Source organism: Streptomyces sp. NPDC047886, assembly GCF_043204435.1.
Taxonomy (GTDB): Bacteria; Actinomycetota; Actinomycetes; order Streptomycetales; family Streptomycetaceae; genus Streptomyces.
In genome coordinates, this window is record NZ_JBIDCF010000004.1 from 226,279 (window position 1) to 241,562 (window position 15,284).

A 15,284-nucleotide genomic window follows, 5' to 3' on the forward strand; every position below is an offset into this window, starting at 1 on the left:
GGTGAAGACACGTGACCGGGAGCTTCCGCTCCGCACGACGCAACCCTTCCGAACGACCGCTGGGGGATCACTGTGAACGCGCAGTCGACACTGGCCATCGAAACGTCGCGCCTGATCAAGGTCTTCGGCGAGACGAAAGCCGTCGATGGACTCGACCTCCAGGTGCCGGCCGGCCTGGTCTACGGCGTCCTCGGACCCAACGGCGCCGGCAAGTCCACGCTGATCCGGGTGCTGGCCACCCTGCTCCGCGCGGACGGCGGCACCGTCCGCGTCTTCGGTCACGACGTGGAACGCGACCCCGACGCCGTCCGCAAGCTCATCAGCGTCACCGGACAGTACGCGTCCGTGGACGAGGGGCTGACCGGAATAGAGAACCTCGTCATGATGGGCCGGCTCCAGGGCTACTCCTGGAGCCGGGCCAGGGAGAGGGCGCACGAACTGATCGACGCGTTCGGGCTCCGCGACGCGGGCGAACGCCTCCTGCGGACGTACTCCGGCGGCATGCGGCGACGGCTGGACATCGCCGCCAGCATCGTCGTGACCCCCGACCTCCTCTTCCTCGACGAACCCACCACGGGGCTCGACCCGCGCAGCCGCAACCAGGTCTGGGACATCGTCAGGGAACTGGTCGGAACCGGCACCACGGTGCTGCTCACCACCCAGTACCTGGACGAGGCCGACCAGCTCGCCGACCGCATCGCCGTGATCGACCACGGCCGCGTCATCGCGGAGGGCACCACGGGCGAGCTGAAGTCCTCCCTCGGCTCCGACGTGCTGCACCTGCGGCTGCACGACGAGAAGTGGCGTCCCGAGGCGGAACGGATCCTCACCCGGGAACTCGGTGTGACGGTCTACCCGGACTCCGACCCCGCCGCGCTGACGGCCCGGGTGTCCCACAGCAAGCAGGTCATGCGGGCCCTGGCCGTCCTGGCGCGCACGGACGTCGAGGTACGCGACTTCTCCCTCGGCCAGTCCAGCCTGGACGAGGTGTTCCTGTCGCTGACCGGACACAAGCCCGAGGAGAACGGCACCCGCGACAACGGCACCCGCGACGGCGGTTCCGGCGACCGCACCGGTGAGGAGAAGGCAGCATGACGACCACCCCGCAGATCCTCGAACCGACGAAGGACGGCACCCTGCGCACCGTCCTCGCCGCCGGTGAACGCCCGCCGAAGGCGACGGCGCTCTCCGCGACGCTCACCCATCTGTGGCGGGCGATGATGGCGTTCAAGCACTTCCCGGTGCAGCTCATCGACATCGTGCTGATGCCGCTGATCTTCCTGCTGATGTTCACCTACCTCTTCGGAGGCGCCTTCGCCGACTCCACCGAGAACTACCTGCAGTTCTTCCTGCCCGGTGTGGCGGTGCAGAGCGTCATCATGATGACGGTCTACACCGGAACCGCCCTCAACACCGACATCCACAAAGGGGTGTTCGACCGGTTCCGCACCCTGCCCTTCTGGCAGCCCGCGACCCTCGCGGGCAGCCTCCTGGGCGATGTGCTCCGCTACGTCCTCGCCCTGACGACCACCGTCGCCCTCGGTCTGCTCCTGGGCTTCCGGCCCGGCGGCGGCGTCATCGGCGTCCTCCTGGCGATGCTCGTCCTCATCGTCTTCGCGTTCAGCGTCAGCTGGATCTTCGCCGCGCTCGGCGTCGTCGCCAGCGAACCGGAACGTGTCTCCGGCACCAGCATGATCGCGCTGTATCCGCTGCTGTTCACCAGCAACATCTTCGTGTCGCCCGACACCATGCCCGGCTGGATGCAGACGGTCGTCCAGGCCAACCCGATCAGCCACGCCGCGACCGCCTCCCGGGAACTGATGCACGGCACCGCCGGGTTCTGGGACGTGGGCCTCGTCCTCCTCGTCTCGGCCGGCATCGTGGCCGTGTTCGGGCCGCTGACCATGCACCTCTACCGCAACAAGAACGCCCACTGACGGCCCGCTGGAAGAGCCGCTCGTGGCGCGCTCGCGCCCCGCTCGAACGGCGTTGATGGCCACGACGGGCCCCTCCTATCGTTCGAGTCCCCCCGTGGGGCCGCCCGCACCGGCGGCCCCGCGGGCACGGAGAAGACCATCGGAAGGGGCATCGTGTCCGTACCGTCCTGGCCGGACCCCGTCGTCGTGAACCGGACCGACCCGCGCTACGCCGACCTCGTCGACCGGGGGATCAACGCCCGCTTCCGGCCCGATCCCGACACCATCCGCGTCGTCCGCACCACCGAGCAGACCGTCCGGGCCGTGCGGGACGCGGTCGACGGCGGCCACCGGCTCGCTGTACGCAGCGGCGGCCACTGCTTCGAGGCGCTCGTCGACGACCCGGCGGTCGCCACCGTCCTCGACGTGTCCGAGATGAGCGCCGTGCACTACGACGAGGAGCACCGCGCGTTCTCCGTCGCCGCCGGGACCACCCTCGGCGCGATGTACCGGACGCTGTTCCTCGGCTGGGGCGTCACCGTCCCCGCCGGGCGCTGCCCCGGTGTCGGCGTGGGCGGCCATGTGGCGGGCGGCGGCGGTGGCGCGCTCTCCCGCCGCCACGGCCTGTCGGTGGACCATCTCCACGGGGTGGAGGTCGTCGTGGTCGACGGCTCGGGCCGGGTCCGTGCCGTGGTCGCCACCCGCGACGACGCCGACCCGCACCGGGACCTGTGGTGGGCGCACACCGGCGGCGGAGGAGGCACCTTCGGTGTGGTCACCCGCTACCTGTTCCGCTCGCCCGAGACCTCAGCCGCCTCCGCCGCGCGCACCCCGGCCGCCTGGACGGCCGCCCCGCTGCCCGTGCCGCCCGCCGCCGTCCTGCGCAAGACGCTCCGCTGGGACTGGGCCGACATCGACCCGTCCGCGTTCCGCACCCTCGTACGGAACTTCGGCACCTGGCACGAACGGCACAGCTCCGCCGACGATCCCGGCGCCGCACTCGACAACAGCCTCGCCCTGCCCCGTGCCGGCGCCGGCCCCCTCACCCTGGAGACGGCCGTCGACGCCACCCGCGCCGACGCGGACGAGCTCACCGACGCCTTCCTCGCCGACGTGCGCCGCGGCGTCGGCGCCCGCCCCGAGGCCGGCACGACGACCCTGCCCTGGCTGACCACCACGCTGGCACCCGACGAGTTCGCCGGGATCAAGGGCCGCTTCAAGTCCAAGGCCGCGTTCCTGCGCACCGCCTGGACCGACGAGCAGACGGACCTCGTCCACCGCAGGCTCACCGACCGGGACGGCTACCACAACCCGGCGGCGACGGTCTATCTGCTCTCGCACGGCGGCGCCGTCAACAGCGTCGGTCAGGCCGACACCGCCATGGCCCACCGGGACGCCGTGCTCAAGGTGTACTGGTCGGTGTTCTGGTTCGACGGGCGCGAGGACGCCGACCACCTGGACTGGGTGCGCGGCTCCTACCGCGAGGTGTTCGCCGACGCGGGCGGCGTCCCCGACCCCGCGCGCGGCTACGGCGGCGCCTTCGTCAACTACGCCGACGCCGACCTCGCCGACCCCGCGCTGAACACCGGCGACGCGCCCTGGCACCGGCTCTACTTCCGCGACAACTACCCGGCCCTGCAGCGGGTGAAGGAGCGCTGGGACCCCCGCGACACGTTCCGCCACGCCCTGTCCGTGCGGCTGCCCGGCCACGCCGGCGACTCCACCTGACCCGGGCGGGCGGGGTGCCCCGGGCAGGCGCGCCGCCCGGGTACGCGAGAGGCGCGGACCGTTCGCGGGTCCGCGCCTCCCGGTGTGCCGCGAACCGGGTCGCGGGGTCGGGCGCCGGGTCAGGAGTCGAGCCGGAACTCGGGGACGTACAGGATCCAGCGGCCGCCCTGCGCCGTGAAGCCCGCCTCCCGTGCCTTGACCTCCTCGATGTGGTTCCACGCGAACAGCACCGCGTAGTCCGGGTACGGCGGGCCGAACTCGTCCGCCGGCCGGATCGGGATGTGCGACCCGGGCAGGTGCCGCCCCACCTTCGCGGGTGTCGTGTCGTAGACGTACGGCATCAGATCGGGGCCGATGCCCGCGTAGTTGATGACCGTGGCGCTCTTGGCCGTCGCCCCGTACCCCACCACGTAGAAGCCGTGGTCGTGGAGTTCGCGCAGCCGGGCCACCAGGTCGTCGCAGACCCGGGTGATCTCGGCGCCGAACTTCTCCATCGTGCCGAACTCGCCCAGTCCGCGCCGGGTCTCCTCGGCGATCAGCTCATCGACCCGCGCCGCCGCCGGCCGCCCCGCGGACCGCGCGATCGTGTACCGGACCTCGCCGCCGTGCACCGGCAGCCGCTCCACGTCGACCAGTTCGAACCCGAACCGGCGGGCGGCCGCCCGCACCGACCTCGCGGTGAAGAGGTAGAAGTGCTCGTCGTAGATCTGGTCGAAGGTGTTCCGCTCCACGATGTCGCCGAGGTACGGGTCCTCGAAGACGAACACCCCGTCCCGTGCCAGCAGCGCGTCGACCCCCCGGAACACCGAGTCCAGGTAGGGGATGTGGCAGACCGTGTTGGCCGCGTAGATCACGTCGGCGGGGCCGTGCTCGTCGGCGATCTCCCGCGCGGTGGACTCCTCGAAGAACGCGGTCCGCACCTGGACGCCCTTCGCGCGGGACAACTCCGCCACCCCGCCCGACGGTTCGACCCCGAGGTGCCGTACGCCCGCCTCGCCGATCACCTGGAGCATGATGCCGTCGTTGCTGCCGATCTCCACGCAGAACGGGTCCCGGCCGGTGAGCTCGGTCGCCAGCAGCGTGCGCGCGGTCCGCGCGAAGTGCTCCCGCATCCGCCGCGACCCGGACGAGTGGTACGGGTAGTCGTGGCGGAACATGCGGTCCCGGGGAACCTCCTCCAGCAACTGGACCATGGTGCACTCGGCGCACATCCCCACCGCCAGCCGGAAGAAGAACTCCTCGTCCAGCTCGTCCTCCGACGGGAACCGGTCGGACAGCGGCTGCCGGCCGAAGTCGAAGAACTCCCGCACTACGCCGCCGCAGATCCGGCACGTCGTCTCGTTCGGCTCCATGATCCCTCGATCCCTCCCGATGCTGCGTGGCGCCGGCGGCCCGGCGCACGTTCACTCCTCGACGAGGGCGACCGCGCGGGTCCACCCCGCTCCCGCTCCCCTGACCTTGACCGGGAAGCACGCGACGCGGAAACCGTGACCGCTGCCCGGCAGGGCGGTGAGATTGGCCAGCCGCTCGATCTGGCAGTACTCCCGGCTCCGGCCCGCCACGTGCGCCGGCCACAGCACCGACCGGTCGCCGGTCTCCCGGTAGCGCCGGATCACGGCCCCGAACGGCGCGTCGAGGCTGAACGCGTCGGTGCCGATCACCCGTATCCCGAAGTCCAGCAGCAGGTGCACGGCCGGCCCGTCGAGACCGGTGAAGTCCGTGAAGTAGCGCTGCGTCCCCGCCCACGCCGACGCCCCGGTGTGCAGCAGCACGATGTCCCCGGGCCGTGGTGTCCGTCCGATCCTGGCGAGCTCCTTCTCGATCTGCGCCACGCCCGCCGTCGGCCCCTCGCACCCGGACAGGTCGAGCACCAGGCCGGGTCCGAAGAACCACTCCAGGGGCAGTTCGTCGATGTCGCGCGGCCTGCCGTCGCCGTACGACGCGCGCGACCCGTAGTGCGAAGGCGCGTCCACGTGCGTCCCTGTGTGGGAGGTCAGCGAGAGCCGGTCAAGCGACAGGAACTCGCCGTCCGGCAGCTCGTCCGGATCGAACTCGACCCCGAAGTGGCGGCGCATCTCCTCGCTCATGTGCAGCGCGCCCTCGCGGGGGCCGAGGATCTCGTGCTCGACCCGGTCCGGTTCCCACGCCGAGGCGTCCACCGGACTTGAGATGTCCACGATGCGCACGACGGCTCCCTCTGTCGACGGTCCCCACAGCACAGTGGCGGGCCCTCGAAGGCAGCCGGAGCACCGGTGGACCACGGCGCCCGTATCCCTCCTCCAGCCGGCCTCGACGCGCTCCACGGAGCCTGGGGAAGGACCCAGCACGCCGCACCCTCGCGGCATCGACAACACGCGCAGTCTCGCCGGAGGCCTTCATGCCCGAAGAACCCACGTCCCCCGCCGGCAACGGCTCGCACACGCCGGTGACCCCGGCCGGGCGGCGGCTTCTCGACCTGCTGCGGCGGCACACACCGGCGATCGCCGAGGAGAGCCGCGAGAACGACCGCACGGCCACGTTCCCCGCGCACCTGTTCGAGGCGATGCGGAAGGACGGGGTTCTCGGCGCCACCGTCCCGGAGGGGTTCGGCGGCCTCGGGGTCCGGAGCATGTACGACATCGCGCTCGCGCTCGGCGAGGTGGCCAAGGCCGACGCGGGTGTGGCGCTCGCCCTGCACATGCAGTTCAGCCGCGGCCTCACCCTGGACTACGAGTGGCGGCACGGCGACCCGCCGGCCCGCACCCTCGCCGATGGCCTGCTGCGCCGGATGGGCGCCGGTGACGCGGTGGTGTGCGGCGCCGTCAAGGACGCCGGCCGTACGACGGTGCTCACCCGGACCGAGGACGGCGACTACCGCCTCGACGGGCGCAAGACGCTGGTCAGCATGGCGGGCATCGCCACCCACTTCGTGGTGTCCGCGCGGCTGCCGGGCGCCGACGGCGAACCGGTCCGGCTGGCCGCGCCCGTGGTGGACCGCTCCACGCCGGGGCTGACCGTGCTGGACGACTGGGACGGCATGGGCATGCGCTCCTCCGGCAGCGTCGACATCGTCTTCGACGGCTGCCGCGTCCCGGCGGCCTCCGTCCTGCGGCGCGGCCTGCTGGGCCGCCGCGACGACGCGGCCCTCGCCGGCCAGACCGTCAGCTCGATCGCCATGCTCGGCATCTACCTCGGCATCGCGGAGGCCGCGCGCGACATCGCCGTGGCGACGCTGAGGCGGCGCGGCGGCCCCGCCCCCGCCGCCGTACGGACCATCGTCGCCCACACCGACGCACGGCTGTACGGGCTGCGCGCCGCGGTGGCGGCCGCGCTGACCGGCGCCGACCGGCTCTCCGACGACCTGGAAGGCGATCTCGACGCGCGCGGCCGGGCGATGATGCTGCCGTTCCAGTACGCCAAACTGCTGGTGAACCGCGACGCCGTCGCCATCGTCGACGACTGCGTGACGCTCGTCGGCGGCGTCGCCTACAGCAACGCCCATCCGCTGTCGCGGATGTACCGGGACGTGCGCGCGGGCGGTTTCATGCACCCGTACAACGTCGTGGACGGGGTCGACCACCTCAGCGACGCGGCGCTGGCGGCGGAGTAGCGCACCGGGAGGGACAGTGATGAAAGCACGCGAACTGGCCGTCGAAGGCGCGTTCGTCTTCAGCCCGGAGGTGTTCCCGGACGACAGGGGGCTGTTCGTCTCACCCTTCCAGGACGGAGGGTTCACGGCCGCACTCGGCCATCCCCTCTTCCCGGTGCGCCAGACCAACCACAGCCGGTCGCGGCGCGGTGTGCTGCGCGGCATCCACTACACGGTGACCCCGCCGGGCACCGCCAAGTACGTCTACTGCGCCCGGGGCAGGTCCCTCGACATCGTCGTGGACGTCCGGGTCGGCTCACCGACCTACGGCCGCTGGGACTCGGTCGTCCTGGACCCGGTGGAGTTCAGGGCCGTCTACTTCCCGGTCGGCGTCGGGCACGCCTTCCTGGCCCTGGAAGACGACACCGTCATGTCGTACATGCTCTCCGGCGCGTACGTGCCACGCCACGAACTGGCCCTGTCCGCCCTCGATCCCGCACTCGACCTGCCGCTGCCCGAGGGCCTGGAGCCGCTGCTGTCCGCGCGGGACGGCGCCGCTCCCACCCTGGACGAGGCGCGACGGGCGGGCACGCTGCCGGAGTACGCCGCGTGCCTGGCCGTCGAACAGGCGCTGTGGCCGGAGCCCGGGGCCGGTCACCACGAGCCCGGCCCGGACCCCGAGCGGGACACGCACCGGGACACGCGGGACCCGCACAGCTATCCGCACCGGGACACGCACCGGGGCCTGGACCGGTGAGCGCCGGCCGGGTCGTGGTGCTCGGCGCCACCGGCAGCGTCGGACGGCAGGTGTGCGCCGCCTACGCGGAACGGGGCTGGCAGGTGCACGGGGTGGCCCGCCGCCGGGCGCCCCACCTGAACGGCCATCCGTTCACCGCCCTGGACCTCGCCGCCGCCGAGCCGCGCCGGATCGCCGCCACGCTGACCGCACCGCCCGCCGATGTCGTCGTCAACGCGGCGGGCGGCTGGGGCGACACCGAGGAGGAGATGACCTACTCGCACCTGCGCCTGGTGAACCGGCTGCTGGACGCGCTGGCGCTGGTTCCGCACCGGCCCCGGCTCATCCACATGGGGTCCGTACACGAGTACGGGCCCGTCCCGCACGGGACGCTGCTGCGCGAGGACCTGGAGCCCGCGCCGGTCACCCCGTACGCCCGGGTGAAGCTCGCGACCTCGCGCGCCGTCCTCGACGCGGCGCGGGAGCGGTCCCTGGACGCCGTCGTCCTGCGCGCGGCGAACATGTCGGGCCCCCATCCGCCGAGGGAGAGCTTCCTCGCCGCCCTGATGCTCAGGATCCGGGACGCGCTCGCACGGGACGGGCGGCTGGAGCTGAGCGTCGCCGACGCGCGGCGGGACTTCATCGACGTACGGGACGTCGCCGCCGCCACCGTACGGGCCGGCCGGGCCCGGGTCGGCGGGCTCGTCGTCAACATCGGCCGCGGGGACGCGGTGCCCATCGGCGACCTGGTCGGCTGGCTCGTCGAGGCGGCCGCCTTCCCCGCGCACCGGATCGACCGGCACGACGCGCCCGTGCGCAGCAAGGGCGGTGACTGGACGCGCCTCGACATCGGGCGCGCCCGCACCCTGCTGGCCTGGTCGCCCCGGATCGGCCTGCGGGACTCGGTGCACGCGATGTGGCACGCGTCCGCCGAAACTCCCGCCGGATGAGCCCGGGGCCCCGTTCAGCGGCCGACGACCTCCCGCAGCGCGTTGATCACCTTGTCCTGCTCGTCGGCCGGCAGCGACGGGTACATCGGCAGCGAGAAGATCTCGTCGGCGAGCCGCTCGGTCACCGGGAGCGCCCCTCGCGGGACGCCCAGGTGCGCGAACCCGCTCATCGTGTGGACCGGCCACCGGTAGCTGACGTTGAGGTGGATGTCGTACGCGGTCAGCGCCTCGATGATCCGGTCCCGTTCCGGGTGCCGGACCACGTACAGGTAGTAGACGTGGTCGTTGCCTTCGGCGAGGACGGGCAGCGTCAGTCCGGGCAGATCGCCGAGACCCTCCTCGTAGCGCCGGGCGACGGCCCGCCGCCCCTCGACATAGGCGTCGATCCGGCGCAGCTTGCGGCGCAGGATCTCCGCCTGCACCTCGTCCAGTCTGCTGTTGTGCCCGGGTGTGTCCACGACGTAGTACTGCCGCTCCATCCCGTAGTAGCGCAGCCGCCGCAGACTGCCGTCGGTGTCCTTGTCCCGGGTGACCACCGCGCCGCCGTCGCCGTACGCGCCGAGGACCTTGGTGGGGTAGAAGGAGAACGCCGCGGCGTCCCCGAACGTGCCGACGAGCCTGCCGTGCCGCCGTGCGCCGTGCGCCTGCGCACAGTCCTCCAGCACCGTCAGGCCGTGCTCGGCGGCGACGGCGAGCACCGGCCCCATGTCCACGCTCTGGCCGTAGAGATGCACCGGCAGCAGGCACCGGGTGCGCGGTGTGATCGCGGCGCGCAGCTGCTCGGTGTCCATGAGCTGGTCATCGGCGCGGATGTCCACGAAGACGGGTGTCGCGCCGACCGCGTCGATGGCCACCACGGTCGGCGCCGCGGTGTTCGACACGGTGACGACCTCGTCGCCGGGACCGACCCCGAGGGCCCGCAGCCCGAGCACGATCGCGTTGGTGCCGTTGTCGACCCCGACGCAGTGCGGCAGCCCGTGAAAGGCCGCGAATTCCCGTTCGAAACCGCTGACGCTTTCCCCGAGAATGAGCCGGCCGGACGAGAAGACCGTTTCCACCGCGTCGAGGATGTCGGCGCGCTCGTCACGGTATTCGTTGAGGTATTGCCAGACGTAGGTGGACACGAGAATCCTTGGCTCCTCTACGCGCCGAGAGTGGCGGTCGTCGGTAACGCGGTGGCGGGTAAGGCCGGTGACTCCGTGCCGAATCGGTCGATGACCGGATCCGCGCGGAGAATGGCGTGTTGCAGATGCTGGAGACGGGCGGACGGCTCCACGCCCAGTTCGCTCACCAGCGTCCTGCGCAGCTTGATGAAGGTCTCCAGGGCCTGGCTCGTACGGCCCGAACGGTGCAGCGCGATCATGAACTGGGCCCAGAGGTTCTCGTGCATCGGGTGCCGGGCGGTGAGCGCGGACAGCTCGGGCAGCAGGCTCGCGTGCCGGCCCAGCCGCAGATCGGTCTCCACCCGGCACTCCAGGACGCCGAGTCGGCTCTCCTCGAGACGGGCCACCTCCATGTCGATCCGCATGCCGGCGTGCACGTCCACCAGCGCGTCACCCCGCCACAGGCCGAGGGCCTGGCGGTACAGGGACGACGCGGCCTCCAGGCGGCCCCGCTCGAAGGCCTGCTTGCCGGCGTCCGCGAGCCGCTCGTACGCGTACACGTCGGTGCTCGCCGGTTCGACGTCCAGGACGTAGCCGCCGTAGCAGGTGCGCAGGACGTCCTTGGCGGGGCCGTTGTGGCTCGCGCCGAGGGCCACCGTGATCCCCCGGCGGACCTGGAGTATGTACGTCTGAAGGGTCGTCAGGGCGCTGGCCGGAGGCTGCGTGCCCCATAACTCCTCGATCAGCGTGGGCACTTTCACCACGGCGCCCGCATGCAGCGCGAGCAACGAGAAGACCTGCCGGGGCTTTCGGGCGATCGGAGTGATGGAGATGCCGTTCTCGTGTGCGAAAAGCGGGCCCAACATGTTGATCTGCATGGCCGGTGCTCCCTTGGTAGCGTCCCGGTGCGAACAGCCGCGTCGGAATTATCGTCCCGGTGCGCCGGAGGTTCCCTCCGGGCACCACCTGCGATGGCTCCATCCTCGCAGGGGAGTTCACGATGCGAAAGTGTGTCCGGCATGTGCTGGGATGAATTCGTCATACCAGGCCATGGGAAATTCATTTCCCGCCGTACGGGTGCCGGATCACGGCCCCGTGCCCATCCGCCCCACGGCGAACCGCTCGCCGCGGGCAGCGCGACGAGCGGTTGTGCGGCGGACGGGCGGTTGTGCGGCGGTCCTGTGGTCGGTCGTGCGGCCGGCGGACCGGCGGTCGTGTGGCGGACGGCGGTCGCGCGCGGACCGGCGGCCGGTCACCCGAGCCAGGCGGGCAGCTCGGTCAGCCGTGCCGTCTGCGACCCCCGGCGGCTCCAGCGCAGTTCGTCGTAGGGCACGGCCAGCCGGGCGCCGGGGAACTCGCGCCGCAGCACCCCGATCATCGTCCTGGACTCCAGCTGGGCCAGCTGCTCCCCGATGCAGTAGTGCGGCCCGTCGCCGAACGTGAGCCGCCGGTGGGACGCCCGCTCGGGGCGCAGGGTGTGCGGATCGTCGTGCAGACGGGCGTCGGTGTTGACGCCCTCGATGTCCACCAGCACGGGCGCCCCGCGCGGCAGGGTGACACCGGCCAGCGTCACCTCGGTCGCCGCGAACCGCCACAGCGTGTACGGCACGGGCGGATGGAACCGCAGCGCCTCCTCCACGAAGTCGGACACGGCCGCGTCGTCGGCGTCCACGGGCGGCTTGCCCGCCAGCACCTCGGCGAGCAGGAACCCCAGGAACGAGCCGGTCGTGTCATGCCCCGCGAAGATCAACCCGGTGATCATGTACATCAGTTGCTCGTCCGACACGTCTCCGAACTCCGCGACCGCGCGCTCGTACAGCACCCGCGTCATCGTGTCCGCCGCACCGTCCCGGGCCGCTGCCACCGCCCGCATCAGCAGGCCCTCCAGCGCCGACGTGTCCGGCTCGGTGTCGCCCGCCGTGCCCAGACCGATCGCCTTCAGCGCGCTCACCGCCTCCCGCGCCATCCTCGGATCGGTGACGGGCACCCCCAGCAGATCGCAGATGACGAGGAGCGGGAAGTGGAACGCGAACCCGCCGATCAGCTCGGCCGGTTCACCGGAAGCGGCCGACGCCTCGGCGAGTTCGCCGAAGAGCCGGGACGCGATGGTGTCGATCCGGTCCGCCCGGGCGGCGAGGCGACGCGGAGTGAACGCGGGGGCGTGGATCCGGCGCAGCCGCCGGTGGTCGTCGCCGTCCACGGCGATCAGCGTGAACGGCCGCATGGCGGGCACGGGGGAGTCGAGGCCGTCGTCCACACCGTGCCAGGACGGCGGCGCGAGACCCGGGTCCTTCACGAACCGGGGGTCGGCCAGCACCTCCCGCGCGAGCACGTCGTCGGTGACGACCCACGCCGGGCCGCCCGCCGGCGCCTCGGCCTCGACCAGCGGGCCCGCCGCCCGGAACGCGTCGTGCACGGCGGGCTTGTCCCGCAGCGACATCACGGGGCAGGCGAACGGATCGACGCCCACCCGAGGCGCACCGCTCACGACGCGGACCCCGGCGACCCCGCCGGCTCGGGGAACCCGTCGGCGAGCTCGACCACGGAGAAGCTCGCGCCGAGCGGATCGAGCAGCTCGGCGCGCCGCCCCCGGGGTGTGTCGTGCGCCGCGTTCTCCACGGTGCCGCCCAGCTCGACCGCCCGGCGGACGGCCGCGTCGCAGTCCCGGACGGCGAACGACACGGCCCAGTGGGCCCGTACGGCGCCCGTGTCGCCGAGCGCCCTGGTGCCCGCCACGGCCGTGGGGCCGATCTGCCAGACCGGGTCGGTGACCCCCTCCAGGGCGACGTCCCTGGGGGTCATGCCGAGCGTCGCGGCGTAGAAGTCCCGTGCCGCCGGGATGTCGTCGGTGACCAGCTCGACCCAGCCGACCGAGCCCGGCACGCCGGTGATCTCGGCGCCCTCCATACCCAGCTTCTGCCACACCGCGAACGCGGCGCCCGCCGGATCGGCGACGACCGCCATCCGCCCGAGGCCCATCACGTCCATGGACGACATGACGATCTCGCCGCCCGCGGTCTCCGCCCGCTTGGTCAGCGCGTCGGCGTCGTCGGTGGCGAAGTAGACCGCCCACATCGCCGGCATGCCGTGCTGCTGGCCCGGGCCGTACGGCCGGTGGTACGGGGTGTCGATCTGGTGCTCGGCCACCGCCGCGACCAGCCTCCCATCGGAGGCGAACGTCGTGTACCCGCCGGCGCCCGGGTCGCTGACCACGGTCGCGGTCCAGTCGAACAGGCGGCTGTAGAAGTCCGCGGAGGCCGCCACATCCGGCGAACCGAGGTCGAACCATGCCGGGGTTCCGGGCGCGAACCTGGTCACAAGGGGTTCCTTTCGGTGGATCGTCGCGTTGCCGTACACGTGGTGATCGGAGGTGTGGTGGTCGGACCTGTGGTGGTCGTGCGCGGGTTCAGCCGGGACCGGCCGGGTCGATCCCGACGGCCGCCGCGCTGGCGTCCCACACCCGGGCGGCCAGCGCGTCGTCGCTCGTCGGGGCGTCGACCTCGCACAGCCGCCGGTCGGCGTAGTAGCCGCCCGGCACGAGCTGTCCGGCCGGTGCCGTCGCCAGCCACAGCAGCGTGTCGGCGCCCCGCTCGGCGGAGCGCAGGAACGGGTTGAACCGGAAGTAGGAGTTGGCCACCGTGCCCCGGCCGATCCGGGTGCGGACCTCGCCCGGGTGATAGCTGACCGCGAGGACGTCGGGCCACCGCCGCACCGCCTCCCGGCCGGTCAGGATGTTGGCCTGCTTGGAGGTGCCGTAGGCGCGGCCCGCGCTGTAGCGGCGCGCCCGGTCGCCGTTCAGGTCGTCGGCGGCGATCCTGCCCTGGGTGTACGCACCGGACGAGGTGAGGATCAGCCGCCCGCCCCGGAGCCGGTCCCGCAGCAGCCCGGCGAGCAGGAGGCCGGCCAGATGGTTCACCTGGATCGTGGCCTCGAAACCGTCCCGGGTCACGGTCCGCGACGCGAACATGCCGCCCGCGTTGCTCGCCAGGACGTCGATCCGCTCGTACCGGTCGCGGAGCTTCCGCGCCAGCTCGCGCACCTGCTCGAGCTCGGCGAAGTCGGCGCTGTACGCCTCGGGGGACGGGCCCGGTATCCGGGTCAGCTCGTCGGTCACCGCCTGGAGGCGGGCCGCGTCCCGGCCCACGACGACGACCCGGGCGCCACGGTGTGCCAGGCCGAGCGCGGCCGCCCGGCCGATGCCGGACGTGGCACCGGTCACCAGGGCCGTACGCCCCGCCAGGTCCCGCTCCGGAGCGGCTTCGTCCGTCATACCGCTTCCCGCAGCCTCTCGTTGACGAAGCCCACGAGCGCCTCGGGCGTCCTGACCGCTTCGAGCCGGTCCTCGGGCAGCTTCACCCCGTACGTCCGCTCGATCCGGTTCACGATCTCCAGCACGGCGAGCGAGTCGTAACCCAGCTCCTCGAACGTACGGGTCCGGCCGTCCGCCGTCCCGACCGGTTCGTCGTCGCCGGTGCTTTCCCGCATGATCTCCTCAAGTTCGGCAAGGCTGAGCTCCGCCATCCCCGCACCCTTCCGTACCGGTGGTCTGTGAACTGTGCGGCGACCCGTCGGGCCGCGCCGACCACCCTTCGCCGCGACCGTGGAATCGCGCTCGAACAGCGGTGGAACGCCCTTGGTCAGGTGTGCCTCGAGGGGCACGGGTCAGTTTGGGGCCCCGACCGGCGACCGTGCGAAGGGCAACCATGGTGGACGCGCTCACGAAGACCGAGACCCCGGTGACCGAACCCGCCGACTCCGCTGTCCACGCGGAGGTGCAGCGGTTCTACGCCCATCAGATGCACCTCCTCGACGACGGGCACGCCGAGGACTGGGCGCGCACGTTCACCGACGACGGCGTGTTCGAGGTCGGCACCGACGCCGTGCGCGGAGCCGCCGGCATCGCGCGGGCCGCCCGGCACACCACCGACCGGTTCGCCGCCGACGGCATCGTCCGCCGGCACTGGATCGGCATGCTCGCCGTCACGACGGTGCGGAGGGCCGGGACGGTCGCGGCGGAGGAGAACGGCGCCGGGGACGACAGCGGTCCCGGGGAAGGGAACGGCCCGGCGGACAGGAACGGTTCCGGGAACGACAGCGGTTCCGGGAACGAGAACGGCCCGGCGGACGAGGTCGTCGCCCGGAGTTACGCCCTCGTCCTGGAGACACCGCGCGGTGGTGACCCCGTCGTGCGCCGAAGCACCGTGTGCACCGACACCCTCGTACGGGCCGACGGCGTATGGCGGGTCAGGCACCGCCGGGTCACCCGCGACGGGCTGGACTGAG

General features: G+C 72.4%; 15 protein-coding genes. 7 read left to right on the top strand and 8 right to left on the bottom strand.

Features of this window, described 5'->3' with window-relative positions:
* The first annotated feature begins 72 nt into the window (after positions 1–72).
* The 3 genes from ACGF5U_RS15975 (at position 73) to ACGF5U_RS15985 (ending at position 3,644) form a co-directional block, all read left to right on the top strand.
* Entirely contained in the window at positions 73–1,095 is a 1,023-nt protein-coding gene (locus tag ACGF5U_RS15975; RefSeq protein ID WP_392714626.1) for an ATP-binding cassette domain-containing protein, read from the top strand.
* A complete protein-coding gene (locus ACGF5U_RS15980) occupies positions 1,092–1,937 on the top strand; it encodes an ABC transporter permease (RefSeq protein ID WP_392714627.1) in 846 nt (281 codons plus the stop codon). Before ACGF5U_RS15975 ends, ACGF5U_RS15980 begins: the two co-directional genes overlap by 4 nt.
* A 153-nt stretch (positions 1,938–2,090) precedes the next feature.
* A complete protein-coding gene (locus tag ACGF5U_RS15985; protein WP_392714628.1) occupies positions 2,091–3,644 on the top strand; it encodes an FAD-binding protein in 1,554 nt (517 codons plus the stop codon).
* A gap of 119 nt (positions 3,645–3,763) precedes the next feature.
* Here ACGF5U_RS15985 and ACGF5U_RS15990 read toward each other — a convergent pair whose 3' ends face one another.
* Both ACGF5U_RS15990 and ACGF5U_RS15995 read right to left on the bottom strand, forming a co-directional pair.
* Positions 3,764–4,996 carry a methyltransferase domain-containing protein gene (locus ACGF5U_RS15990; RefSeq protein ID WP_392714629.1) on the bottom strand — a complete coding sequence of 411 codons (1,233 nt, stop codon included), beginning with the start codon at positions 4,994–4,996 and terminating at the stop codon, positions 3,764–3,766.
* A 51-nt stretch (positions 4,997–5,047) separates the two neighbouring features.
* Positions 5,048–5,830, bottom strand: coding sequence for a cyclase family protein (locus ACGF5U_RS15995; protein ID WP_392714630.1), 783 nt, complete (start codon positions 5,828–5,830; stop codon positions 5,048–5,050).
* A gap of 191 nt (positions 5,831–6,021) precedes the next feature.
* Between ACGF5U_RS15995 and ACGF5U_RS16000 the strand changes: the two genes are divergently transcribed.
* From ACGF5U_RS16000 to ACGF5U_RS16010, 3 genes are read left to right on the top strand one after another with little or no spacing between them, the layout of a single operon-like run.
* Entirely contained in the window at positions 6,022–7,233 is a 1,212-nt protein-coding gene (locus tag ACGF5U_RS16000; RefSeq protein WP_392714631.1) for an acyl-CoA dehydrogenase family protein, read from the top strand.
* 19 nt (positions 7,234–7,252) lie between these two features.
* Positions 7,253–7,969, top strand: coding sequence for a dTDP-4-dehydrorhamnose 3,5-epimerase family protein (locus ACGF5U_RS16005; RefSeq protein ID WP_392714632.1), 717 nt, complete (start codon positions 7,253–7,255; stop codon positions 7,967–7,969).
* Positions 7,966–8,898, top strand: coding sequence for an NAD-dependent epimerase/dehydratase family protein (locus ACGF5U_RS16010; protein ID WP_392714633.1), 933 nt, complete (start codon positions 7,966–7,968; stop codon positions 8,896–8,898). The genes ACGF5U_RS16005 and ACGF5U_RS16010 overlap by 4 nt, the downstream gene beginning before the upstream one ends.
* Before the next feature lie 14 nt (positions 8,899–8,912).
* Here the strand turns inward: ACGF5U_RS16010 and ACGF5U_RS16015 are convergent, their stop codons facing one another.
* From ACGF5U_RS16015 to ACGF5U_RS16040, 6 genes are all read right to left on the bottom strand, one after another.
* Positions 8,913–10,022, bottom strand: coding sequence for a DegT/DnrJ/EryC1/StrS family aminotransferase (locus ACGF5U_RS16015; RefSeq protein WP_392714634.1), 1,110 nt, complete (start codon positions 10,020–10,022; stop codon positions 8,913–8,915).
* Between the two features lie 17 nt (positions 10,023–10,039).
* Complete coding sequence (locus ACGF5U_RS16020; protein WP_392714635.1) at positions 10,040–10,879, bottom strand: BTAD domain-containing putative transcriptional regulator; 840 nt, start codon at positions 10,877–10,879, stop codon at positions 10,040–10,042.
* A gap of 374 nt (positions 10,880–11,253) precedes the next feature.
* Positions 11,254–12,489 carry a cytochrome P450 gene (locus ACGF5U_RS16025; protein ID WP_392714636.1) on the bottom strand — a complete coding sequence of 412 codons (1,236 nt, stop codon included), beginning with the start codon at positions 12,487–12,489 and terminating at the stop codon, positions 11,254–11,256.
* Positions 12,486–13,319, bottom strand: a complete 834-nt coding sequence (locus tag ACGF5U_RS16030; protein ID WP_392714637.1) for a VOC family protein — start codon at positions 13,317–13,319, stop codon at positions 12,486–12,488. The genes ACGF5U_RS16025 and ACGF5U_RS16030 overlap by 4 nt, the downstream gene beginning before the upstream one ends.
* Positions 13,320–13,407: 88 nt before the next feature.
* Positions 13,408–14,271, bottom strand: a complete 864-nt coding sequence (locus tag ACGF5U_RS16035; protein ID WP_392714638.1) for an SDR family NAD(P)-dependent oxidoreductase — start codon at positions 14,269–14,271, stop codon at positions 13,408–13,410.
* A complete protein-coding gene (locus tag ACGF5U_RS16040) occupies positions 14,268–14,522 on the bottom strand; it encodes an acyl carrier protein (protein ID WP_392714639.1) in 255 nt (84 codons plus the stop codon). The genes ACGF5U_RS16035 and ACGF5U_RS16040 overlap by 4 nt, the downstream gene beginning before the upstream one ends.
* A gap of 182 nt (positions 14,523–14,704) precedes the next feature.
* Here ACGF5U_RS16040 and ACGF5U_RS16045 point away from each other — a divergent pair, with 182 nt between their 5' ends.
* Positions 14,705–15,283, top strand: coding sequence for a nuclear transport factor 2 family protein (locus ACGF5U_RS16045; protein WP_392714640.1), 579 nt, complete (start codon positions 14,705–14,707; stop codon positions 15,281–15,283).
* Position 15,284 lies beyond the last annotated feature (1 nt).